General features: G+C 57.8%; 24 protein-coding genes. 9 read left to right on the forward strand and 15 right to left on the reverse strand.

The window, feature by feature from the left end; genetic code table 11:
• Positions 1–147: 147 nt before the first annotated feature.
• From aroE to OR573_12960, 5 genes are read right to left on the reverse strand one after another with little or no spacing between them, the layout of a single operon-like run.
• The gene (gene aroE, locus OR573_12940) at positions 148–966 is read right to left on the reverse strand and encodes a shikimate dehydrogenase (protein ID XGA79392.1); all 819 of its coding nucleotides are present in this window, start codon (positions 964–966) and stop codon (positions 148–150) included.
• A 29-nt stretch (positions 967–995) separates the two neighbouring features.
• Complete coding sequence (gene hemF / locus OR573_12945; GenBank protein XGA79393.1) at positions 996–1,925, reverse strand: oxygen-dependent coproporphyrinogen oxidase; 930 nt, start codon at positions 1,923–1,925, stop codon at positions 996–998.
• A gap of 55 nt (positions 1,926–1,980) precedes the next feature.
• Positions 1,981–2,538, reverse strand: a complete 558-nt coding sequence (locus OR573_12950; GenBank protein ID XGA79394.1) for an L-threonylcarbamoyladenylate synthase — start codon at positions 2,536–2,538, stop codon at positions 1,981–1,983.
• A gap of 51 nt (positions 2,539–2,589) precedes the next feature.
• The gene (gene dprA / locus OR573_12955; protein ID XGA79395.1) at positions 2,590–3,738 is read right to left on the reverse strand and encodes a DNA-processing protein DprA; all 1,149 of its coding nucleotides are present in this window, start codon (positions 3,736–3,738) and stop codon (positions 2,590–2,592) included.
• Positions 3,739–3,790: 52 nt separating this feature from the next.
• Positions 3,791–4,882, reverse strand: a complete 1,092-nt coding sequence (locus tag OR573_12960; GenBank protein XGA79396.1) for a LysM domain-containing protein — start codon at positions 4,880–4,882, stop codon at positions 3,791–3,793.
• A 150-nt stretch (positions 4,883–5,032) separates the two neighbouring features.
• Here OR573_12960 and def point away from each other — a divergent pair, with 150 nt between their 5' ends.
• From def to OR573_12995, 7 genes are all read left to right on the forward strand, one after another.
• Positions 5,033–5,545: a peptide deformylase gene (gene def, locus OR573_12965; GenBank protein ID XGA79397.1), complete on the forward strand. Its 513-nt coding sequence runs from the start codon at positions 5,033–5,035 to the stop codon at positions 5,543–5,545.
• Positions 5,546–5,548: 3 nt separating this feature from the next.
• Positions 5,549–6,529 (forward strand): methionyl-tRNA formyltransferase, encoded by a 981-nt coding sequence (gene fmt, locus OR573_12970; protein XGA79398.1) that lies wholly within the window; start codon positions 5,549–5,551, stop codon positions 6,527–6,529.
• Positions 6,526–7,863 carry a 16S rRNA (cytosine(967)-C(5))-methyltransferase RsmB gene (gene rsmB, locus OR573_12975; GenBank protein ID XGA79399.1) on the forward strand — a complete coding sequence of 446 codons (1,338 nt, stop codon included), beginning with the start codon at positions 6,526–6,528 and terminating at the stop codon, positions 7,861–7,863. The genes fmt and rsmB overlap by 4 nt, the downstream gene beginning before the upstream one ends.
• A gap of 51 nt (positions 7,864–7,914) precedes the next feature.
• Positions 7,915–8,121: a dodecin family protein gene (locus tag OR573_12980; protein ID XGA79400.1), complete on the forward strand. Its 207-nt coding sequence runs from the start codon at positions 7,915–7,917 to the stop codon at positions 8,119–8,121.
• Between the two features lie 89 nt (positions 8,122–8,210).
• A complete protein-coding gene (gene trkA / locus OR573_12985; protein XGA79401.1) occupies positions 8,211–9,584 on the forward strand; it encodes a Trk system potassium transporter TrkA in 1,374 nt (457 codons plus the stop codon).
• 39 nt (positions 9,585–9,623) lie between these two features.
• A complete protein-coding gene (locus OR573_12990) occupies positions 9,624–11,072 on the forward strand; it encodes a TrkH family potassium uptake protein (protein XGA79402.1) in 1,449 nt (482 codons plus the stop codon).
• A gap of 74 nt (positions 11,073–11,146) precedes the next feature.
• Positions 11,147–12,394 carry a TraB/GumN family protein gene (locus OR573_12995; protein XGA79403.1) on the forward strand — a complete coding sequence of 416 codons (1,248 nt, stop codon included), beginning with the start codon at positions 11,147–11,149 and terminating at the stop codon, positions 12,392–12,394.
• A 9-nt stretch (positions 12,395–12,403) separates the two neighbouring features.
• Here OR573_12995 and OR573_13000 read toward each other — a convergent pair whose 3' ends face one another.
• From OR573_13000 to aceK, 3 genes are all read right to left on the reverse strand, one after another.
• Positions 12,404–13,141, reverse strand: coding sequence for a DTW domain-containing protein (locus OR573_13000; protein XGA79404.1), 738 nt, complete (start codon positions 13,139–13,141; stop codon positions 12,404–12,406).
• 104 nt (positions 13,142–13,245) lie between these two features.
• Positions 13,246–13,956 carry an NAD-dependent deacylase gene (locus OR573_13005; GenBank protein XGA79405.1) on the reverse strand — a complete coding sequence of 237 codons (711 nt, stop codon included), beginning with the start codon at positions 13,954–13,956 and terminating at the stop codon, positions 13,246–13,248.
• A gap of 30 nt (positions 13,957–13,986) precedes the next feature.
• Positions 13,987–15,741, reverse strand: a complete 1,755-nt coding sequence (gene aceK / locus OR573_13010; GenBank protein XGA79406.1) for a bifunctional isocitrate dehydrogenase kinase/phosphatase — start codon at positions 15,739–15,741, stop codon at positions 13,987–13,989.
• A 181-nt stretch (positions 15,742–15,922) separates the two neighbouring features.
• Here aceK and OR573_13015 point away from each other — a divergent pair, with 181 nt between their 5' ends.
• Positions 15,923–16,561, forward strand: coding sequence for a class I SAM-dependent methyltransferase (locus tag OR573_13015; GenBank protein ID XGA79407.1), 639 nt, complete (start codon positions 15,923–15,925; stop codon positions 16,559–16,561).
• A 20-nt stretch (positions 16,562–16,581) separates the two neighbouring features.
• Positions 16,582–16,857: a TIGR03643 family protein gene (locus OR573_13020; protein XGA79408.1), complete on the forward strand. Its 276-nt coding sequence runs from the start codon at positions 16,582–16,584 to the stop codon at positions 16,855–16,857.
• 7 nt (positions 16,858–16,864) lie between these two features.
• Here OR573_13020 and OR573_13025 read toward each other — a convergent pair whose 3' ends face one another.
• From OR573_13025 to OR573_13055, 7 genes are all read right to left on the reverse strand, one after another.
• Positions 16,865–18,868 carry a RecQ family ATP-dependent DNA helicase gene (locus OR573_13025; protein ID XGA79409.1) on the reverse strand — a complete coding sequence of 668 codons (2,004 nt, stop codon included), beginning with the start codon at positions 18,866–18,868 and terminating at the stop codon, positions 16,865–16,867.
• Positions 18,869–18,902: 34 nt separating this feature from the next.
• Positions 18,903–19,121 carry a DUF1653 domain-containing protein gene (locus OR573_13030; GenBank protein ID XGA79410.1) on the reverse strand — a complete coding sequence of 73 codons (219 nt, stop codon included), beginning with the start codon at positions 19,119–19,121 and terminating at the stop codon, positions 18,903–18,905.
• 2 nt (positions 19,122–19,123) lie between these two features.
• A complete protein-coding gene (gene tcdA, locus OR573_13035; protein XGA79411.1) occupies positions 19,124–19,957 on the reverse strand; it encodes a tRNA cyclic N6-threonylcarbamoyladenosine(37) synthase TcdA in 834 nt (277 codons plus the stop codon).
• 33 nt (positions 19,958–19,990) lie between these two features.
• Positions 19,991–20,767: a pseudouridine synthase gene (locus OR573_13040; protein XGA79412.1), complete on the reverse strand. Its 777-nt coding sequence runs from the start codon at positions 20,765–20,767 to the stop codon at positions 19,991–19,993.
• Positions 20,768–20,926: 159 nt separating this feature from the next.
• Positions 20,927–21,412: a bacterioferritin gene (gene bfr, locus OR573_13045; protein ID XGA79413.1), complete on the reverse strand. Its 486-nt coding sequence runs from the start codon at positions 21,410–21,412 to the stop codon at positions 20,927–20,929.
• Positions 21,413–21,550: 138 nt separating this feature from the next.
• Positions 21,551–21,757: a bacterioferritin-associated ferredoxin gene (locus OR573_13050; protein ID XGA79414.1), complete on the reverse strand. Its 207-nt coding sequence runs from the start codon at positions 21,755–21,757 to the stop codon at positions 21,551–21,553.
• Between the two features lie 83 nt (positions 21,758–21,840).
• Positions 21,841–22,338, reverse strand: coding sequence for an RDD family protein (locus OR573_13055; GenBank protein XGA79415.1), 498 nt, complete (start codon positions 22,336–22,338; stop codon positions 21,841–21,843).
• Positions 22,339–22,357: the final 19 nt, after the last annotated feature.

Consider the following 22,357-nt stretch of genomic DNA (forward strand, 5'->3'; position numbering starts at 1 on the left):
TTTGGCACAGCCCTGCGTTGTTCGTCGCTGATTGGGAACCACCCAACCACGCTCCTCACGCCTTGCTCTGCACCAAAAGGGCCTCTGTCGCGGCCGTGATGAAACGTCAACAGACCCTAATCGCATCTAATCGCATCGTACAGTCAATCAGTAGTTAAGCGATTGACGCAGCGCTTCCCTGACAGAGGCGGTCTCAGGGCGCACATTGCGCCACAGAAAGAAGGATTCCGCCGCCTGCTCAACCAGCATCCCCAGGCCGTCCAGCAGCCTGGCGCCACGTGGGCCTGCCCACAGCAGAAACGCCGTCGGGTCAGCGCCATACATCATGTCGTAGGCCCAGGCGCCTTTGGCAAACAGATTCTCCGGTAGCGGTGGCACTTCTCCTGCGATACTGGCGCTGGTACCGTTGATGACCAGATCAAATTGCCCGCTGATCGCCTCAAAGCCACCGCCTTCAATCTTACCCAGATCCGTAAAGTCACTGGCCAGTGCAGTGGCTTTCTCGGCCGTGCGATTAGCGATCACTACTTCACTGGGAGAAGAAGCCAGTAGGGGTTCAAGAACACCGCGCACAGCCCCGCCTGCCCCGACGACCAATATCCGTTTGCCTGCCAGCGTCAGGCGATGATAGGCCAGATCCCGCACCAGGCCGATGCCGTCGGTGGTGTCACCATAAAGGCGCCCGTTACCGCCTACAATTAGCGTATTCACCGCCTTGGCCCGCTGCGCCCGATGGCTTAGCGTATCGCAGAGCGCAAAGGCTTCCTCCTTGAAAGGCAGGGTGACATTGGCACCGCGCCCACCTTCAGCCACAAAGGCCTGCCAGGCCTTGGCAAAACCGTCCAGCGGCGCTTCAATGGCGGTGTAGTCCAGTTTCTCGCCGGTATGATGAGCAAACTCGGCATGAATCATCGGCGATTTAGAATGACTCACTGGGTTACCAAATACGGCATAACGATCCGTCATCACAAGACTCCTGGCTTAGGGGTTAGGGATTAGGGGTTGGCAGAGGCTTCGCCCAACCAGTCACGCGGGCGAAGAAATTCATCGGTGAGACGCGCTTCCGGGCTACCAGGCACGGGCGTATAGCCATATTCCCAGCGCGCCAGCGGCGGCATCGACATCAGAATCGATTCGGTGCGCCCGCCACTTTGCAGCCCAAACAGGGTGCCTCTGTCCCACACCAGATTGAACTCTACATAGCGGCCGCGCCGATAGAGCTGAAAGTCGCGCTCCTGGGCATTCCAGCTATCATCTCGACGGCGCTCCACAATCGGCACATAGGCCTCCAGAAAGCTGTCTCCGACGGCACGCTGGAAAGCAAAGCACTCCTCAAAGCTGCCTGCATTCAGATCGTCAAAGAAGAGCCCGCCAACACCACGGGTTTCGTCGCGATGCTTGAGATAGAAGTAGTCATCACACCACTTTTTGTAGCGTGGGTAGACGTCTTCGCCAAACGGCTGACAGGCAGCCTTGGCGACGCTGTGCCAATGCACCACATCCTCCATCACCGGGTAGAAAGGGGTGAGATCGTAGCCGCCGCCAAACCACCAGACCGGCGGCTCTCCAGTTTTTTCAGCAATAAAGAAACGCACATTGCCGTGGCTGGTAGGCACATGAGGGTTTTCCGGATGCAGCACCCAGGAAACGCCCACCGCATGAAAGGCCCGACCCGAAAGCTCAGGGCGTGCAGCCGTGGCGGACGGCGGCAGTTCAGCACCGTAGACGTGGGAATAATTTACTCCGCCTTTTTCAAAGACAGCGCCACTTTCAATCACCCTGGAGCGCCCGCCACCACCTTCTTCGCGCGACCAGCTTTCTTCCTTGAAGCTTGCCTGGCCATCGGCCTTGGCAAGGCCTTCGCAGAGGCGATCCTGAAGGTCCAGCAGGTAATGTTTTACGTTATCTAGGTGCTCGTGAGCCAAGATATGCTCCTCGCATTATGTCGTTGATTCGGGAGTGGGTGATAAACGGCCTTGATCAGGGGCGTAGTACCTGGCCGCTGGCCAGATCGCGAATGGTGCTGGGGCGCGGGTTATCGCCCAACTCGCCGTGGATAACAGCGCCCAGCTCATCACCAAATAGCGCTGACACTTCATAAGCCGTCATGGCCGGTGGCTCATTGGCAAGATTGGCCGAGGTAGACACCACAGGGCCACCAAAGGCGTTGCATAGTGCTTGCATAACAGGGTGTGCGGTGACCCGCAGAGCAACGCTCTGATGCGCGCCACGCACTAAAGCATGGCTACGCCCGTTGTCGGGCACCAACCAGGTATTCGGGCCAGGCCAGCTGGCCACCAGAGGCGCGTGAAGCTCCAATGGCAGACCGGCAAGCCAGGGCTGCAGCTGATCTATCGAGGCAGCGACCACAATCACCCCTTTGGCAGGGTCTCGCTGTTTCAGGCGCATCAGATGCGCCAGCGCTTCATCATTATCCGGGTCACAGCTCAGCCCCCAGACCGCTTCCGTGGGGCATGCCACAATTTGCCCCTGACGCAGGGCGTGAACCGCTGATTGTATATCGAACGCCATCGACATGAATCTCCTGACGATACGGTGGGCAGGTACAGATGTTTAACCGCTATCCTATCATGGCCTCGGCAGCCGCACCCATCCTCCTGAGCGCTGTTCTACCCGGTTATCCAGCTCCAGCATCAAAAGCCGCCGTTGGCACTCGCTTACCGCTATGTCCGCCAGTTGCACCAGACGATCAATAGGCGTGGGTGTCTCACTCAGCAGTCTCAGCAGTTCATCGGGCAGGTCTTCTTCGAGTAACGACAAAGGCTCAGGTGGGGAACCATCATTAGCGGAAGCAGCCGCTTGTTTCGGCTGCCCATTAACAGGCACGGGCGGCATGAAGTTCTCTGCCCAGTGCTGTAGCTCATCAAGAATATCCTGGCTACTGCGTGCCAGGGTCGCGCCGTTGCGTAACAGGCGCAGGCAACCATGAGCCTGAAGGTTATGTACCGAACTGGGAATGGCAAACAGCTCGCGCCCCTGCTCCAGGGCCAAGCGGGCACTGACCAGGGAACCACTCTTTTCAGCCGCTTCCACCACCAGAGTCCCCAGGGACAGCCCGGTGACAATGCGATTGCGACGCGGGAAAAACGCCGGCCGAGCCTGAGTGCCCAAAGGATGCTCAGCCAGCACCAGACCACCATCAGACTCGCTTAGACGCTGGTAGAGATCGCGATGGCGGGCGGGGTAAATAGTATCAATACCGCTGGCCAAGACGGCAATGCTGGCGCCGCCTGCGTCCAGGGCAGCGCGCTGCGCCAGGGCATCCACGCCCAATGCCATACCGCTGACCACGCACCAGCCACGGCTTGCAAAATCCCGGGCGAAGGCCTGGGCGTTCTGCGCGCCTTCCGATGTCGGGTGACGCGTGCCGACCATGGCAAGCCCAGGCAATGCCAGCGTACTCAGGTCGCCTTGTGCCCACAGCACCGGAGGCGGGTCAGCAATTTCCCCCAGCAGCCCAGGCCAGGCCGAATGCCCAGGATGCAAAATAGCACGCCGAGGGCTGGCCGCTTCCCAGGCCAGGTTGTTTTCCAGCATGGTTTGCAGCGGGCTGCGATTGGGGTGATCCAACCACAGGCGCAGCTCGGAGGCTGCTTGCCCCGGCAGCAATGCCAACCAGCCATGGGGCCATTCAGGGGATTGCTCCGCCAGCTTGGCAATCAGCTGAGCACCCAGCCCCGGTAGGGCATTCAACACCAACCATTCACTCGCTTGCATATCACCTCCTTGTTCTGAAGAGCCGCTATCCTTGCGTGATCTTACCCTCACTTCAGCGCGGCGTACGTACCGGATCACCGACTTCAAGCGTCCGCGATGCCTCCATGACCAGAGCATAGCTGACATGGTCATAAGGCTTGAAAACCATCAACAAACCGGCTTCTTCCGCGGGCATCTGGAGCACTTCCTGGGTGCGCGGATCATTCACCCGCTCACCTGCATGATCAATGCTTAGCACATGCCCCGGTTGCAAGCCATCGCGGCTGCCCAGATCAATGGCAACCACCTGCAGGCGGCCAATAAAACGCACCCCTCCAGGAACTGCCAGAATCGTACCGGAAAGCTCAGCTCGCGGCGCACGGGGCATGAAGTTGTCATCCAGTACGGCCTCTTCCCTCGGCAATATCAGGTCGTCGTTGCGTACTTCCTGATTGGCGCGGCGAACTTCCAGCTGAATAATCTCGCCTTCGCGACGCGCAACATAGGCTTCCCCGATCTTGATCAACTCCAACCCCAGCATTTTACCGCTGGCACTCTGGTAGGGTTCGCCATGTCGATAGATCTCGACTGGATCTCCGCGTACGATGCGGTTTTGGCCCGCATCAGCGTCAGTCGAGCGGGCAAAGATCAGGTCACCGGCACCGCTGATCAGGCGCTGGTTATCGCCGGCGACCACATAAGCCAACTCCTCCAGCTCCTCTTTGTTATCGATAATACGGTGATCACGCAAAAAAGCCCTGACCGTTTCCAGAGGAAGCGGTGTAATGGCTTCGCGATGGGGCAAGGTGCGTACCTGAGGAGATAGCTTGACGGTCTGCTTGCCACGCTCCATGACAATGCAAGGGCTTCCCCGGCAGTCATCAAGATTCAGATTATCACCAGGATAAATAAGGTGCGGATTCTCGATCTGCGGATTGGCACGCCATAGCTCGGGCCACTGCCAGGGGGCATACAGAAATTCCCCGGCGATATCCCATAAGGTATCCCCCTTCCTGACGGTATATTGGGAAGGCGCATCATCGCGCACACGCTCCCAGGCCTGAACCGGCAACGCTGCCAACAGCAGGCCAACAACACTGAAAATACCCAGAGCGCGGGGCGCTCCGTGAACGCTTGAGAAAAGGTTACAGCTATGCGGCTTCACCGTGATGCTCCCGATTTATCCAAGACGACAATGGCGCCCCATGCTCAGTGGTTGTTGGCATGCTATAGTGGCCAGTAAATGGAACATCGCCAGTAAAAACTGTGTGGCATGTTCACTTCAAAGATTCAGCATAACGGTAATTGTAACGCTATGGCCAAACTTGTGATTCTAGAATTTCCTGATGAGCGCCTGCGCACCAAGGCAGCAGAGGTTGAAAAGGTCGACGACGAAGTGCGTCAACTGGTCGATGACATGCTGGAAACCATGTATGACGCCAGTGGCATCGGCCTGGCAGCCACCCAGATTGATGTTCACCGCCGTGTGGTGGTCATGGATGTCAGCGATAATGGCAGCCAGCCGCTGGTATTGATTAACCCAAGCTATACGCCCATTGGGGATGACAAAGACTTCCTGTCTGAAGGTTGTCTCTCCATCCCTGAGTATTATGCTGAAGTGCCGCGCTATCTCAAGGTCAAACTCAATGCCCTCGACCGCAACGGCGACGCCTATGAGCTTGAAGCCGATGGCCTTCTGGCTCATTGTATCCAGCATGAGCTGGACCATCTGGAAGGCGTGCTGTTTGTCGACTACCTCTCCCCCCTGAAACGCAACCGGGTCGCCAAGAAAATGCAAAAACGCCATAAACAGATACAGGGTGCCTGATTGATGTCTCCACTGCGCGTTGTGTTTGCCGGCACCCCCGACTTTGCCGCCACCAGCCTGGCGGCGCTGCTTGAAAGCCCGCACCAGGTGGTGGGAGTCTTCACCCAGCCTGACCGCCCTGCTGGCAGGGGCAGAAAACTGGTACCTGGGCCGGTAAAACAGCTGGCGCTGGATAACAGCCTGCCCGTTTACCAGCCCACCTCGCTGAAAGCGGCGGATAGCCAGGCGGAGCTGGCCGCCCTGCAGGCAGATGTCATGGTGGTGGTTGCTTACGGCCTGCTGCTGCCGCAGGCAGTGCTGGACATTCCTCGCCTGGGCTGCGTTAACGTGCATGGCTCACTGCTGCCCCGCTGGCGCGGCGCGGCCCCGGTTCAGCGTGCAATAGAAGCCGGTGACAGCGAATCTGGCGTGGCCATCATGCAGATGGATGCAGGGCTTGATACCGGCGCCGTCTTCAGTAAAGCGCGTACGCCGATTACACCGACCACTACCGGCGGTGAACTGCATGACACCCTGGCTGAACTGGGCGCGGCGCTGCTGGTGGATACCCTCAATGCCCTGGCCAAGGGCGAGGCCACCGCTACGCCCCAGCCTGAAGCCGGGGTTACCTACGCGGCCAAGCTCACCAAGGCCGAGGCAGAACTCGACTTTACTCAACCGGCTGCCGTTTTGGCTGCCAGGATCCGCGCCTTCAACCCCTGGCCGGTGGCCTGGTGCGCTGCTGAAGACAAGCGCCTGCGTCTGTGGATGGCCACTGCTGGTGATGACGCCGATCAACCCGCAGCGCCCGGCACCCTGCTTTCCCCTGGCACCGACCATTTACGCATTGCCTGCGGGGCTGATGGGCGGCAGGTTCTTAATATCTATCAGGCGCAACTGCCCGGTGGCAAGGCGCTCTCTGCACGTGAACTGCTCAACGCTCAGCATGCGTTGCTGACACCGGGCAAACGGCTGGGTCAGCCGCTATCAGGAGGCCTCTCATGAAATCCACGCCATCCGCCCCTAGCGGTAGCGGTCAGGAAGTGCGCGCTGCGGCTGCACGCGCACTGTTGCCAGTATTAACCGACCAGGGGTCACTGGCTGGCCTTGATGAGCACAGCGTCATCGCGCGTGATCGTGCGCTGCTCAAGGAGCTGTGTTTTGGCACCTGCCGCCGCTTGCCGCGCCTTGAAGCGTTGGCGCGGCTGTTACTCAAGCAGCCGCTGAAAAAGCGCGACCAGGATATACAGGCACTGCTGCTCTTGGGCATTTATCAGTTGCTGTATATGCGCATTCCCGCCCATGCGGCAGTAGGTGAAACAGCCGGTGCGGCGCGCCTTTTGGGCAAGGAATGGGCCACGCGGGTACTCAACGGCTGCCTGCGGCGCCTACAGCGGGAGTCAGAGGCTCTTCAGGCACAGGTTGATCAGGAAGTGCATATTGCCCTGGAACACCCCGCATGGCTGCTAGCGGAATTGCGCGAAGCCTGGCCGGATCACTGGCAGGCGATTGCCACCGCCAACAACCAGCCTGGCCCCATGACACTGCGCGTCAACCAGCGCCATAACGACCGTGAAGCCTATATGGCCAAGCTTGATGAACAGGGCATACAGAGCCACCTCTGCCCCCACGCAGCGGATGGCATCACCCTGCAGACACCGTGTGATATCAGCATTCTGCCAGGCTTTGACCACGGTGATGTCAGCGTTCAGGATGAAGCGGCACAGATCAGCGCGGCGCTGCTCGGGCCAGCGATTGCCCCGCGCCCCGGCGCCCACGTGCTGGATGCCTGCTGCGCGCCGGGTGGCAAGACAGCGCATCTACTGGAGCAGTTCGATATTGCTCTCACCGCCGTCGATAGCGATAACGAACGCCTGGCACGGGTGGAAGACACCCTTAGCCGCTTGAAGCTGAAAGCCGATCTGCATCACGGCGATGCCACTGACCACCAATGGTGGCAAGGCACCGCCTTTGACGCCATTCTGCTGGATGCCCCCTGCTCGGGCACCGGCGTGATACGCCGCCACCCGGATATCAAGAAGCTACGCCGCAAGGAAGATATCCGCCAGCTGGCAAAACTTCAGGCACGCCTGCTTGATAACCTCTGGCCGCTGCTCAACCCGGGCGGTACCCTGCTGTATGCCACCTGCTCCGTACTGCCTGAGGAAAATGCCCAGCAGATTGACAGCTTTCTCAAGCGTACCCCGGATGCCCGGGTGACCACGCCGAAAGCGCTTGCCTGGGGCATCGAAAGTGGCGCAGGAAGACAACTTTTCCCGCAGCCGGACAGTCACGACGGCTTTTTTTATGCGAGACTGGAAAAGCAGTCGGGCATCTAAGCGATGTGACGTCGGCTATTTAATCACTAACGACTTTCTGAGGAGTCATTCATGAGCCATCATACCTACAAGCATATCGAACTTACCGGTTCGTCTCCCGCAGGTATCGAAGAAGCCGTGCAGAACGCCTTGGCCAAGGCCGCAGAAACCGTCAAGAACATGCGCTGGCTTGAAGTCACTGACACCCGTGGCCACATCGAAGATGGTCAGGTAGCCCACTGGCAGGTCACTATCAAGGTAGGCTTTACCCTCGAATGATGTGACCCTGCATTCTGGCGGCGACTGTTCATACGAGTCGCCGCTTTTTATTGCAATGTAACGTCTGCGCATTGAGATAACCGCAAACCATGAAAATTATCATCCTCGGTGCTGGCCAGGTGGGCGGCACGCTGGCAGAACATCTCGCGCGTGAAGAAAATGACATCACCGTGATTGATACCGACGCAGACAGGCTGCGCGAGCTGCACACCAAGCTGGATATTCGCACCGTGACAGGGCCGGGCTCCTACCCCATGGTATTGCGCCAGGCCGGCTGTGAAGACGCCGATATGCTGATCGCCGTGACCAGCGCCGATGAAATCAACATGATTGCCTGTCAGGTCGCTCACACCCTGTTTCGCACCCCGACCAAGATTGCTCGAGTGCGCGCCACCGCCTACCTGACGCGTAAAGGGTTATTTGCCCACGAAGCCATTCCGATTGATGTACTGATCAGCCCCGAGCAGGTGGTGACCGACCATGTGCGCCGCCTGATTGAACACCCTGGTGCCCTTCAGGTGCTGGAGTTTGCCGGCGGTCTGGTGCAATTGGTGGCCGTCAAAGCCTTTTATGGTGGCCCTCTGGTCGGCCAGGATCTGGCTTTTCTGCGCCGCCATATGCCCAATGTGGACACTCGGGTAGCGGCCATCTATCGGCGGAACCGCCCTATTATTCCCCGTGGGGATACCGTCATCGAGGCAGATGACGAAGTGTTTTTTATCGCCGCCCGCCGTGATATCCGTGCGGTAATGAGCGAACTGCGCCGCGTTGAGCGTGACTTCAGACGCGTGGTGATTGCTGGCGGTGGCAATATCGGTGAGCGCCTGGCCGAACACCTTGAGCATAGCCACCAGGTCAAGATTATCGAACATAGCCTGGAGCGTTGCACCACCCTTTCCGAGCGGCTCGACCGCACTGTGGTGCTGCATGGGAGTGCCACCAGCAAGCGCCTGTTGGAAGAAGAAAATATCGAAGACTGCGATATTTTCTGTGCGCTGACCAATGATGACGAAGTCAATATCATGTCGTCACTGCTGGCCAAACGTCTGGGCGCCAAGAAAGTCCTGACCCTGATCAACAATGCTGCTTATGTGGATCTGGTGCAGGGGGGCGACATTGATATCGCCATTTCGCCCCAGCAGGCCACTATTGGCAGCCTTTTGACCCACGTGCGACGTGGCGATATTGTCAATGTCCACTCCCTGCGGCGTGGCGCCGCTGAGGCCATTGAAGCCATCGCCCATGGTGACAAGCAGTCTTCTCGGGTGGTGGGCCGGACCATTGGCGATATCGACCTGCCTGAAGGCACCACCATCGGTGCCATTGTGCGCGGCAAGGACGTACTGATTGCCCACGATAACGTCATGGTCGAATCCGGTGATCACGTCATTCTGTTTGTCATCGACAAACGCCGCATCCGCGACGTGGAACGCCTGTTCCAGGTTGGCCTGACGTTCTTCTGAACCGCCCTTGGGCAGTCAAACTAGGAGTAAACGCTTACCATGAGCCTAAGGGTGATATTGCGGATTCTGGGGCTGTTGCTGATGCTATTCAGCCTGACCATGCTGCCGCCCATACTGATTTCGTTATGGTTTCGCGATGGCGTCTGGGAAGCCTTCCTGATTGGCATTGCCATCACGGTGCTGACGGGCCTGATACTTTATTTGCCCAACCGCCGCGCCCATAAGGAACTGCGTATTCGCGACGGTTTTATTATCGCCGCCATGTTCTGGACGGTACTGGCGCTGTTTGGTTCGCTGCCGCTGATGCTGTTCGGCGCTGATTCGCTATCGATTACCGATGCGGTGTTCGAGTCCTTTTCCGGGCTGACCACCACGGGCGCTACGGTGATCACCGGTATCGACTTTCTGCCTGAATCGATTCTCTATTATCGCCAGCAGCTGCAATGGCTGGGCGGAATGGGGATTGTGGTGCTTGCCGTTGCGATTCTGCCAACGCTGGGCGTGGGTGGCATGGCGCTCTACCGCACAGAAATCCCCGGGCCGCTGAAAGACTCCAAGCTGACCCCGCGCATTACCGAAACCGCCAAGGCGCTATGGTATATCTACGCAGCGCTGACCGTGACCTGCATGGTGGCCTATATGGCGGCCGGCATGAACTGGTTTGACGCCCTGGGGCACAGCTTCTCGACCGTGGCGATTGGCGGTTTTTCCACCTACGATGCCAGCATCGGGCATTTTGACAGCGCGACCATTGAGCTGATCTGCGTCGCCTTCATGCTGATTTCCGCCTTGAGTTTCAGCCTGCACTTTATGGCCTGGCGAGAAAAAAGCCTAAGCCACTATTTTCAGGATCCGGAAGCACGTTTTTTACTGCTCTTCCTGCTGGGTCTGACGACGATCACTGTGGTGTCTCTCTGGCTAACCGGCACTTACGATACTCAACTCGGCCTGCGCCACGGCTTGTTCGAAGTGGTTTCTGTGGCGACGACCGCCGGTTTTGCAGTGGCTGATTTTTCTGCCTGGCCAGGCGCTCTGCCCTTTCTGCTGTTTATGGCCGCCTTTGTGGGCGGCTGCTCCGGCTCTACCGGCGGCGGCATGAAGGTGATCCGCATCATTCTGATTATCAAGCAGGGTATGCGTGAGGTCATGCGCCTGATTCACCCTAATGCGGTCATTGCCGTCAAGGTTGGCAAGGTCAGCGTGCCTGATGGCATTGCCCAGGCCGTCTGGGGATTTTTCTCGGCCTACGTCATGCTGTTTTTCCTGATGCTGGTAGGCGTCATGGCCACCGGAGTGGATCAGGTAACCGCCTGGTCGACGGTTGGCTCAGCGCTTAACAACCTCGGCCCTGCACTGGGAGAGGCCAGCGGCCACTACGGCAACCTGCCGACCCTGGCCAAGTGGATTCTGGTCTTGGCCATGCTGCTGGGTCGCCTGGAGATTTTCACTATTCTGGTGCTGTTTACCCCGGCTTTCTGGCGGCGTTGATCGCAGGGTTAACGCCTTGATCAATGCCCTGATTAACGCCTGCCTGCCTTTTACTTTTTTACTGAGAATACTGCATGAGTCTCACTGATTCCTTATCAAATTCCGATTCAAGTACCTTGCCCGCGACCAGCGGGCCGCTCAAGACCCTGACCGTTGGCAATACTCGGTACACCTTGCTGGGCACCGCCCATGTGTCGGCGGAAAGTGCCGATGATGTCACCAAACTGATCGACACCGGCGCCTTTGATGCAGTAGCCATCGAGCTATGTGATGCCCGCCACCACAATATGGCCAACCCCGAGGCCATGGGCGAGCAGGATCTGTTTCAGGTGTTCAAGCAGGGCAAGGCTGGCATGGTCGCGGCCAGCCTTGCCCTGGGGGCTTTCCAGCAACGTATTGCCGACCAGTCAGGCATTGAGCCAGGGGCTGAAATGCGTGCCGCCGTTGAACAGGCACAGCGCCGCAAGCTGCCTCTGCTGCTGATCGACCGGGATGTAGGTATCACCCTCAAGCGTATCTACCGCAACGTGCCCTGGTGGCAGCGTTTTTCACTGTTTTCTGGCCTGCTGGGCAGCGTCCTGTCACGTCAGGATGTCTCTCATGAGGATATCGAGAAGCTCAAGGAAGGCGATATGCTGGAGGCCACCTTCAGTGAGTTCGCCGCCCAGTCAGAAGCCCTTTATACGCCCCTGATCCGCGAGCGTGACCGCTATATGGCGCTGCGCCTGGCCGAGGATGCACCGCCGGGACGCTACCAGCATGTACTGGTGGTGCTGGGGGCAGGCCACTTGAAGGGCACGGGTGAGCACCTGGAAGCACCGCTTCCCGAACAGCCGTCCACCGAGCGTCAGGCGCTGGAGCATTCCCCCCCGCCGGGAAAATTCTGGAAACTGCTGCCCTGGCTGATTACCGCTCTGGTACTGACCGGTTTTGCGATTGGTTTTTCGCGCAATACGGATCTCGGCTGGCAACTGGTGCTGGAATGGTTTCTGATCAACGGCGTCTTGTCCGGTGCGGCAACCATTGCCGCCCTGGCGCATCCGGTCACTGTGATTGCCACCTTCTTCGCGGCCCCGTTGACCTCGCTTAACCCGACCATTGGCGCAGGCTTTGTGGCCGCAGGCGTTGAGCTTTACATGCGCAAGCCCAAGGTGCGTGATTTCTCAACCCTGCGCCATGATGTCACCCAGCTCAAAGGTTGGTGGAAAAACCGCGTCTCTCGCACACTGCTGGTGTTTATCATGGCCACCTTAGGCTCAGCGGCGGGCACCTGGATTGCAGGCTTTCGTATTGCAGGCACCCTGTTTGGCCAACCTACCTAAACGCTGGCGCTACCCCTTGCGATCTAACAACCGCTGCATGGCAGCGGTTGGTTGAGCAATTTTGCGATAGTAGCGGCTCTCTGCATAGCTATCGTTAAAGACATCAAAGTAATCGTCTAGCACATCAGCAGCATTCTCATCGCCACTTTGGCGCAGCAGCTCAATAGCCACTTCTGCCGTACACAGGTGCGCTTTAGAGGCAGGTTTGCGGAGCCGATAGCGAGTCTCCCGCTCGGTGCGCAGCGGCAATACCGGCAGCGCATCCAAATAAGGGCTTTTGCGAAACATCCGCCGCGCCTGGCGCCACGTGCCATCTAAAATCACAAACACCGGAATACGTGCTTGCTGCTTCACCGCATGCACGGCGTTAATATCGACCACGCGTTCTGCGTAATCAGGCTGGTCATCAGGAAATATCACAAAAGGCGCGTAGCGTGGGTCTTCAAGCAGCGCTGCCAATTCTTCGTCCGGCGCGGTGCGATACCAGGTAAACACTCTGGTTTGCGTCAACACATCCCCAATTAACCGTCCCGTATTGGTGGGTTTGAAATGCTCAATAGAGTGAGTCAATAGCCATACCTGGGCGATGCTATCCGCTTTTACTTGGTAAGGGCACAGGCAGTTGAGCTCAGGAAGATTACACCCTTCGCAACGTGTGACAAAACTGCCTCGCGCCTTGAATTCACGCCGCGGTGGACGTGGATGCCCGGTAGCGGGGTCACGTTCGCCATTCTCTGAATCAGACATTAACGCCTTCACCTCTGGCAAAATCGGGCAAAAGGCGAGCAGTATACGGCAACGCGCCAGTGCCCACCATTAACGCAGGCATGGCGGATTGTCGTTAGCGGTCTTCAAGGCAGCATCAGGCTGCCCTGGCGCTGCCACTGACTGACCAGCGCGGGCACGCCTTCACCTGCTGTCGTGTTGATGGCCAGCACCCCGGGCGGGCTGAGGGCATCTGCATCAGGGTCAACAACGACACAGGGCGTTTCCATGGCCACATGGTTCAAAAGCGATGCCGCTGGCATGACCGCCAGCGAGGTGCCGACCACCAGCAAAAAATCAGCCTCACTGACAATATCGCAGGCCTCTGGAAACAGCGGTACCGATTCGCCGAACCACACCACATCCGGGCGCAGTTGGCTGCCCATATCGCAAAGATCCCCCATCCGGATGCCGCCTTTGGGCAGTGGGTAACGCATACGGTTATCCACCGACGAGCGGGCATTGAGAATCTCGCCATGCAGATGCAGCACATGGCGCGAGCCTGCCCGTTCATGCAGATCGTCGATATTCTGGGTAATCACGCTGACCTGAAACCCTGCCTGCTCCAGCGCAGCCAGCGCTTTATGAGCGGCATTGGGGCGAGACTTGCGCACCTGTTCACGGCGCTGATTGTAAAAATCCAGCACCCGCTGCGGGTCGCGCCGCCAGCCACCCGGCGTTGCCACGTCTTCAACAGGATGGTTATCCCACAGGCCATCGCTGGCGCGAAACGTCTTGATGCCGCTTTCAGCACTAATGCCCGAACCGGTAAATACCACCAGGTGCGGTGCTGCCATACCCACCTCATCGCTGTTATGTTGGAAACATCAATATACTAGCTGCCCCACACTGCCCGCAAAACGCTGCTTGTTTCGGTAGGGGTAGACATCAATCACACGCCCGTCGCGAATGGTCTGCTGCAACCCCTGCCAATAGTCTGCGTCCAGAAGCTCCGGGTGCAGTTCGAGGAAGCGTTCACGCAGTTTTGGGTTAGCAAACAGGAAGGGGCCGAATTCTTCCGGGAAAATATCGTTAGGCCCCACCGAAAACCCGGTATCACCGTCCAGATAGGATGACTTGGGAATATGGCGGAAGTTGCATTCGGTCAAGTAGCAGATCTCATCATAATCGTAGAAAATCACCCGCTTTTGGCGGGTCACACCAAAATTTTTCAATAACATATCACCGGGAAAGATATTCGCCGCAGCCAACTGCTTGATAGCATTGCCGTAATCCTTGAGCACCATCAGCGTCTCTTCTTCGCTGCACTCCTCCAGATAGATATTCAGAGGCGTCATCATCCGCTCGGTATAACAGTGTTTGATGATGACCTTATCCCCTTTCAGGTACACCGTTGACGCACACACCTCCAGCAGATGTTCCAGACACTCTGGGTCAAAGTGATCCTGACGGGCAATGAAATTGGAGAACTCCTGGGTATCCGCCATGCGCCCCACCCGATCGTGGCGTTTGACCAGACGATATTTTTCGCGCACATCCTCACGGCTCATTTCCTTGACCGGATCAAACTGGTCCTTGATGATCTTGAACACCGTTCTGGATGACGGCAAGACAAACACCGCCATCACCATGCCACGCACCCCAGGAGCAATAATGAACTGGTCTTCACGCTTGGCTACCTGATGATTCAGGGCACGGAAAAATTCTGTCTTACCGTGCTTGAAAAAACCAATCGCCGCATACAGCTCACCTTCCGGCTTATGTGGCATCAGCTGCTGAAGATAGTTGACGAATTCACCCGGCACCGGCACATCCACCTGAAAGTAGGCGCGGGTGAATGAGAAGATGATCGAGACCTCATCGGTTTCGATCAACACCGTATCCAGGTGCAGGCGGGAATCAGCGCCCTCCTGTTCGCCATACCCCTCACCGTGCAACACCGGCAGCACCAGCGGCACCTGCTCGCCGCCGCCCAGGATGCGCCCGACCAGATACGCCCCCTTGTTACGATAGAAAACCGGCATCAACAGCTCAACCTGGCTGTCATCGGCATCTAAAATCGCCTTGGGGAGATGATTTTCCAGAAAATTTGCGCCCAAGGCAGTATCACTGTCCAGGTCGGCAAACGGATTATTAAAGCCAGCGCCTTCCAGCGCCCATGCCAGGGCACCCTGCCAATCTCCATGAACTGCGCGGCGCCGACACAGCTCAATGCCCGAATGATGCGCGGCGTCTTCCCGGGAGCTATAGACGAACATCCAGTCATTACGGATATGGCGGTGATGGAAAATCGAACAGAACAGCGAGTTGAAAAAGGTTTCCGCCAGCTCGTAATCCAGCCGTTGGCTGATCAGCTGTGCATAGTGGTTGCGTGCCTCGCGCCAGCATTCGCAGTGCGCCATGACTTCATGAGGGAAAGTACGCTGCATGCGCGCCAGCGTATCCCCTACTTTTTCTTCGTACAGGTTGATACGCTCAGCCGACGCCTGCTGGGCTTCTCGCCAGGCCGCTTCACAAAAACGCCGACTGGCATCCCGGGTGATTTCCTTGAAACGTGCCCGGTATTCATCAAAACCGTGCAGAATAGTCGTAGCCAAGCGATAGGCGGGGGATAATTTCACGGCACATCTCCTAAGGTTTTTGTTCAGCTTCCCTGACGGTGGCGCTGGATGCGAGGCGAACCTGATGAAGGTCAGCCACTCACTTTAGCAATACCCGGTTGGCGTGTAACGGGGACTTTGGCTTAGACTCATGTCTTATGGGCCAGCTTCAATCACCCGCCCATTGACTGCGGGAGTCACCATGCTCAACTCAACCGATTGGAACCGTTTGCGCTATACGGCTTATGCGCCCCTCTATGATGCCGTTGCCGAACGCGCACTGCGTCGCCCAAGGCGGATTTCCGTTGGCCAGATAGACTGGCAGCCGGGCATGCGGGTGCTGTTGATCGGGGCGGGTACGGGCCTGGATATACCCTTCATCCCCCCGGATATTGAGCTGCATGCCACCGATCTATGCCCGGCCATGGTCAGGCGCAGCCAGCAGCGCGCTCAAGCGTTGCGCCGCGACGTGGCCTGTCAGGTAATGGATGCTGAAGCGCTGGCCTATCCGGATGGCCATTTTGATGTAGTGATCATGCACCTGATTATCGCCGTTATGCCCGACCCGGTGCGGGGCCTGGCGGAAGCTCACCGCGTGCTCAGCGATGACGGCCAACTAGGTGTGATGGACAAATTTCAGCCCGACGACCACCCTGCCGGAGCGCTGCGTCGCGGCTTCAACGTGGTAACCTCGGCACTGGCCACTGATATCACCCGCCAGGCGACCCCACTGCTAAACAACGCCGGTTTCAACATCCGTCACGACGAACCCGTGATGATGAACGGCCTGTTCCGCGCCCTGCTGGCCGCTAAGCAAGCAACGCCTGACGCCACTCACTGAATCAACAAGGAAACATCTTTATGCCCTCAGCGGCCATCAAGCACTTTCGTCGGCTACCGGAAGATGAACAATCCCGGATCATTGAAATGGCCTGGGAAGACCGCACCCCCTTTGAAGCCATCGAAAGCCTCTTCGGGCTAGGCGAGCCGGACGTGATCAAGATCATGCGTCACCAGCTCAAACCCAACTCGTTCAAGCTCTGGCGCCAACGGGTCAGCGGGCGCAACACCAAACACAAGGCACTGCGCTCACCAGAAGTCAGCCGCGCCTACTGCCCCACCCAGTATAAGCGTTGAGCAATGCTCAGCTTGCTTCCAGAAACCCCGACGCCCATTTACGCACATCGCGGTAGCCGCGCTGCTCAAACACGCCAAAACCGTTAATGCTGCGAGCTTTGAGCGGGGTAAACACCGGCATGCTCAGGCCGCATAGAAAGTGGGCCAGCCGCTGGGCGTTGGGTGGCTGGCCCAACTGGGTCGTGTGGCGTTCAATAAAAGTGGCCGCGTAGCGGTTGACATCAGCCTCGGTTAAACCGGGCAGAGGTGGCGCTTCGGGCAGCCGAGCGGGTTGGCCGTTACATACCGAACAATGGCCGCAGCGGCCCTGGGCGGTATCTGGTGGCGCATCAAAGGTAGTGTCGCCAAAGTGCTCCGCCAGGCGCCGCGTCAGGCAGGTATCAAATTCAAACAGCGCCAGCATGGCATTAAGCCGTTCGATCTCGGCGCGCTCGCGCATCAGGCAGTCATCGTATAGCTGACGGGCAAGCGTCTCGATGGAAAAATCAGGCTGGCGGATGTCATAAACATCGGTCATCCGTTTGCCTTCCAGGGTCAGCCAGCCTTTTTCCTGGAAGTATTCAAGGGCGGTAATCACCCGGGCGTGGGAGGCGTCAATCTGGCCTGCCTGCCCGGCCTGGTGCAGGCGATCAAAATCCACGGTTCCCCAGGTGCGGGCAATCGGAATGTTATCGACCAGCAGGCGCACAAAGACCGCTCGCTCACCTTCAAAGCGGTTGATCAGCGCTTCGGGTGCCACATGGTAGCGCAGCCGGTATTCCGCCAGGAACGCAAAGCGCGGGGCAATGATGGCGTGCATTTCCAGACGCACCAACAGGGTTTTCAGCGGCAGCAGGCGGATATTGGTATCCCGCGAAAGGGTATTCAGCAGCACTTCCCATTGGCGATCCGGCGTTCGCGCCGCTGACTGTATCTCTTCCAGCAGGCGGCAAATACCGGCGTACTCAGGGGTATCGCCGTATACAAAGTTCTCCAGCACGCGCAAGCCATCACGCCCGGCGAGGGTCAGGCAGATCGCTGGCTGGCCATCGCGCCCAGCCCGACCAATTTCCTGGCTGTAGTTTTCGATCGATTTGGGCAGATCAAAATGTACCACGTTGCGGATGTTGCCTTTATCAATACCCATACCAAAGGCAATAGTGGCCACAATGCAGGGCGATTCCCCCTGCATGAACTGGTGCTGAATAGCCTCTCGGCGAGCAGAATCCAGCCCCGCATGGTAGGCCTGGGCTGCAATCCCCTGGGCACTAAGCGCCTTGGCCAGCTGCTCGGCCGTTTGTTGCAGGGTCACGTAAATAATGGTGGGCGCTTGATTACCTGGCTGCATCTGCGGCGCTAGCCACTCAATCAACTGCTGCTGGCGGTTTTCCATGGCTGGCGTCACCCACAGCGTCAGGTTGGGCCGGTAAAAACCGGTGGTGGTGACGTGCTCCTCGGCAATGGCAAATTTTTCGCGCATATCGGCAATGACTGCAGGCGTTGCCGTGGCGGTGAGCAGCAATACCTGGGGAATCGCAAACTCTTGTTGATAAACCGCCAGCTTGAGGTAATCCGGGCGAAAGTTATGCCCCCATTCAGATAAGCAGTGAGCTTCATCCACCACCATCAGGGAAATACGCACCTGGCGCAAAAAGTGGCGAAAACGCTCGTTTTTCAGCCGTTCTACCGAGATCATCAGAATTTTCAGCTCGCCACGCCGGGCGCGCTCCATCACATCACGCGCCGTGTCGCGATCCTGAGTAGAATCAATACTGGCCGCCGCAATGCCCAGGCGTTGGAGGAAGGCGAGCTGATCCTGCATCAGCGCCAACAGTGGCGACACCACCAGGGTCAGATGCGGCAGGTGCAGCGCAGGCAACTGATAACACAGTGACTTACCCGCACCGGTGGCAAAAATGGCCGCCGCCGAATGCCCATTCAGAATATTCTCGACCACCGCCTGCTGGCCGCCGCGAAAGTCATCAAACCCGAATACATTTTTCAGCGTCTGCTGCGGTGTCGTCATCGTCATGTCGCTCCCCTTCCCTGTGGGTATTGGTGCAGGCTTAAAATGGCTTCTCAAGAGCAAAACGCGGCTGGGGTTGACCGTCCCTGGTCACGCTTTCGGTAAACATATCAAGCGGACGTACCCAGAGGCCGTAATCGCCGTAGAGCGCCCGATAAACCACCAGCGGCTCTTCACTTTCGCTATGCTGCGCCGTTCCCAGCACTTCGTAAAGTGCGCCTTTATAGTGGCGGTAGATCCCTGGAGCTGGGAGTGTCATAGTCATTTCCTCTCGTGTGAAGTGGCTTTACGGGCCAGCCGCGCCAACACCCGTGAAGCGGCGACAAAGCCAAAGGTGCCGGTCACAAAGGTAGCGGCACCGAACCCCGAGGCACAATCCAGCCGGGTGGCGTCTGCGTTGGCTGGTTTCTGCGCGCAGACTTCGCCATCCGCGCCCGGATACATCAGCTGCTCATCCGAATAGACGCACTCCACCGCAAAGCGCCGCTTGGGGTTGCGCGAAAAACCATGGTCGCGACGCAGGCGCGAGCGCACCTTGGCCAGCAGAGGGTCCTGCTCGGTGCGGGTGATATCCGCCACCTGAATACGCGTCGGGTCGCTTTGCCCTCCGGCCGCTCCGGTAACGGTAATCGCTATCTTGCGCCGCTTGCACCAGGCGATCAGCGCCGCCTTGGCCACGACGCTGTCAATCGCATCCACCACATGGTCGGCGCTATCGGGAATGCGTTCAGCCAGATTCGTCGGCGTGACAAAGGCACTGTCAGCGATCACCTCCATCTCCGGGGCAATCAGCCGGCAGCGCTCGGCCAACACCTCTACCTTGGGGCGGCCAATGGTGCCATCCAGTGCATGCAGTTGGCGGTTAACATTGGAGACACACACATCATCCAGGTCAATCAGGGTCAAGCGGCCAATACCGGAACGCGCCAATGCCTCAGCGGCCCAACTGCCAACCCCACCAACACCTACCACCACTACATGCGCCGTGCGAAAGGCCTCTGCTGCACGGCGGCCATACAAGCGCCGGATGCCGCCAAAACGCAACTCATAATCCTGATCAGCTAGTTCACGCACAGGGCTTTCTTGCACCGCCATGAAAACTCCACAAAGATAATCAACCAGCGATATTCACACTGGAGAAATGGATGAACGGCCTTCACTGCAGGGCGGCGTCCGCACGCTATCCAGCGGCAGGTGCCCTGCCCAGCCGAGGTGTTCAAACAGTGCCGTCATGGTGTCATCCAAAGCACAACTGAGTTGAACGCGCTTGGCCTGTTGCGGGTGATCAAACGCCAGCCAGGTCGCTGCCAGCAGCAAGCGTGGGGCCGCAAAACGCTCGGCAAAAAAGCGGTTATGGATACTTTTGCCATGTTTGGCATCACCGATGATCGGGTAGCCACGCCGGGAAAGATGACGGCGTATCTGGTGGCGTCGCCCGGTCAGCGGCCGTGCTTCAACCAGCGAATAGCGGGCCACCGGATAACGATCCACCTGCACCGGCAATTCTACGCTGTCCAGACGACGGATATCGGTCATGGCGGGCATTGCCGGCATTTGTGCCTTGGGGCGGGTGCCGTCTTCCTCGCGCAGCGGGTAATCCAGCCGCTCCTGCTCGGGGGCCACGCCACGCACCACCGCCAGGTAGCGTTTTTCTACCTGACGTTCCGAAAAGGAGGCACTTAGACGTGCCGCAACCTCGGACGAGAACCCAAACACCATCACCCCTGAGGTCGGGCGATCCAACCGATGCACCGGATACACCCGCCTGTTCAGCTGGTTACGCAAACGCTGGAGCAGAAACTCTCGCTCTCCCCGAGCCAGTTGCGAACGGTGAACCAGAAGCCCAGCCGGTTTGTGAACCGCCACCAGATCATCATCCTGATAAAGTATTGTCAGTGGCAACATCCTACTCTCCGCCAGCGTTCAGCTGATCATCGTTAATCCTGATAGGGGTCAGGCAACCATTGTCGCGGCTTGCGGGAAGAATGTCATCCAGCTGTCAGATAAAGCATAACGGGCAGCCGCTTGGCTGCCCGTTATGCTTGTGAATACTTGCTGTATGGATCACTCTTCGTCGGAGGCCAGCTGCATGTGCTTTTGCAGGTAGTTCTGGATACCGATTTTTTCAATCAGGCCAAGCTGGGTCTCGATATGGTCAATGTGGCCTTCTTCATCGGCGAGGATATCGCGCAGCAGATCGCGGGTGACATAATCCTTGACGCTTTCGCAGTAGGTAATGGCTTCGATGTAATCCTTGCGGCCGTCATGTTCAATCTTGAGATCGCACTCAAGCATCTCCTGAACATTTTCGCCGATATGCAGTTTGCCCAGATCCTGCAGATTGGGAATGCCTTCCAGAAAGAGAATACGCTCGATCAGCTTATCGGCGTGCTGCATTTCTTCGATGGACTCGTCGTACTCCCACTTGGCAAGCTCCTTGAAACCCCAGTCCTTGTACATCTTGGCATGCAGGAAATACTGATTGATGGCAACAAGCTCATTACCAAGAGCGATATTCAGATGCTGGATAACTTTCGGATCACCTTTCATGACGTCACCTTTATTGAGGTTAGTTTGCCCGCAGACAGAACGACTTAATTAAGAGTATAGATCATAAAAAGCATACTCCCAACGTCCTGAGAGTAACAAGCTGAAGGTGAAAAACACAATAAAATCAAACCATTGATATCAGACTGCGTAAGCAAGCCCCGCATTGGCTTCATAGCGCGCATCCTGCACCGCTTCGCGGGTCACGGACTTGGCAAAACAGGCGCACTTGCCGCATTGGGTGGCGCAACCCGTGGCTTCACGCACTTCACGCCAACTGCGCGCTCCGTCGCTGACCTGCTGGCGGATCTGATGGTCGGTTACTCCCTTGCAGACACAAACGTACATGGCGACACCTCATGAAAGTCATGAAGTGAATGTAAATGATTCGCATGTATTTTTGCAAGTAGTTTCTGACTCGTCGTTATCGGCTATTGCTTAGCCTTATCCTTTCTGGATGCTGGCTTGGGCTGTACCACCGTCCGGGTGCCGGAGACAATATCCGGCCAGCTGCGCCGTTCACCATCAAACAGTACCCACCAGTAGCCCAATCCGAAAACGGCTAGCGAAACCCAGGCGGTCAAGCAGCGCACGGCACTTTGCAGCCAGGTAATCGAATACCCCTCTGGCGTTTGTACGCGTAATCGCCAGGCCTGCATGCCCAACGTCATGCCGCCTCGAGTCCAGGAGTAGGCAAAGAAGAAAAATGCCGACAGCACCAGCAAAAGCCGCAGCGAGATAACCGCAAAAAGCGTCGGCCCGGCTTCTTCAAGGTTCTGTCCCAATACGAAGCGAAATAACGCAAGATGCGCTACCGTCACGCCAATCCAGATGGCAACGACCAGAAAGCCATCATAAATCATCGCCCCCAATCGTCGCCCCAGGGCGGAAGGCCATACGCTATCCAGTTGATCAAAACGTCGTTGCATGATGCCTCTCTTGTGAATC

Source organism: Halomonas sp. CH40 (assembly GCA_041875495.1).
GTDB lineage: Bacteria > Pseudomonadota > Gammaproteobacteria > Pseudomonadales > Halomonadaceae > Vreelandella.

Excerpts from the sequence above, each read along its gene's own strand:
- rsmB (XGA79399.1), top strand. The coding sequence starts at position 6,526 with ATGAAATCCACGCCATCCGCCCCTAGCGGTAGCGGTCAGGAAGTGCGC.
- OR573_13040 (XGA79412.1), bottom strand. The coding sequence starts at position 20,767 with ATGTTGCCACTGACAATACTTTATCAGGATGATGATCTGGTGGCGGTT.
- OR573_13030 (XGA79410.1), bottom strand. The coding sequence starts at position 19,121 with ATGACACTCCCAGCTCCAGGGATCTACCGCCACTATAAAGGCGCACTT.
- OR573_13055 (XGA79415.1), bottom strand. The coding sequence starts at position 22,338 with ATGCAACGACGTTTTGATCAACTGGATAGCGTATGGCCTTCCGCCCTG.
- def (XGA79397.1), top strand. The coding sequence starts at position 5,033 with ATGGCCAAACTTGTGATTCTAGAATTTCCTGATGAGCGCCTGCGCACC.
- OR573_12995 (XGA79403.1), top strand. The coding sequence starts at position 11,147 with ATGAGTCTCACTGATTCCTTATCAAATTCCGATTCAAGTACCTTGCCC.
- OR573_12950 (XGA79394.1), bottom strand. The coding sequence starts at position 2,538 with ATGTCGATGGCGTTCGATATACAATCAGCGGTTCACGCCCTGCGTCAG.
- OR573_13015 (XGA79407.1), top strand. The coding sequence starts at position 15,923 with ATGCTCAACTCAACCGATTGGAACCGTTTGCGCTATACGGCTTATGCG.
- OR573_13050 (XGA79414.1), bottom strand. The coding sequence starts at position 21,757 with ATGTACGTTTGTGTCTGCAAGGGAGTAACCGACCATCAGATCCGCCAG.
- tcdA (XGA79411.1), bottom strand. The coding sequence starts at position 19,957 with ATGGCGGTGCAAGAAAGCCCTGTGCGTGAACTAGCTGATCAGGATTAT.
- OR573_13025 (XGA79409.1), bottom strand. The coding sequence starts at position 18,868 with ATGACGATGACGACACCGCAGCAGACGCTGAAAAATGTATTCGGGTTT.
- trkA (XGA79401.1), top strand. The coding sequence starts at position 8,211 with ATGAAAATTATCATCCTCGGTGCTGGCCAGGTGGGCGGCACGCTGGCA.
- fmt (XGA79398.1), top strand. The coding sequence starts at position 5,549 with ATGTCTCCACTGCGCGTTGTGTTTGCCGGCACCCCCGACTTTGCCGCC.
- OR573_13020 (XGA79408.1), top strand. The coding sequence starts at position 16,582 with ATGCCCTCAGCGGCCATCAAGCACTTTCGTCGGCTACCGGAAGATGAA.
- OR573_12980 (XGA79400.1), top strand. The coding sequence starts at position 7,915 with ATGAGCCATCATACCTACAAGCATATCGAACTTACCGGTTCGTCTCCC.
- dprA (XGA79395.1), bottom strand. The coding sequence starts at position 3,738 with ATGCAAGCGAGTGAATGGTTGGTGTTGAATGCCCTACCGGGGCTGGGT.
- OR573_13005 (XGA79405.1), bottom strand. The coding sequence starts at position 13,956 with ATGGCAGCACCGCACCTGGTGGTATTTACCGGTTCGGGCATTAGTGCT.
- aroE (XGA79392.1), bottom strand. The coding sequence starts at position 966 with ATGACGGATCGTTATGCCGTATTTGGTAACCCAGTGAGTCATTCTAAA.
- OR573_12990 (XGA79402.1), top strand. The coding sequence starts at position 9,624 with ATGAGCCTAAGGGTGATATTGCGGATTCTGGGGCTGTTGCTGATGCTA.
- bfr (XGA79413.1), bottom strand. The coding sequence starts at position 21,412 with ATGAAAGGTGATCCGAAAGTTATCCAGCATCTGAATATCGCTCTTGGT.
- OR573_13000 (XGA79404.1), bottom strand. The coding sequence starts at position 13,141 with ATGTCTGATTCAGAGAATGGCGAACGTGACCCCGCTACCGGGCATCCA.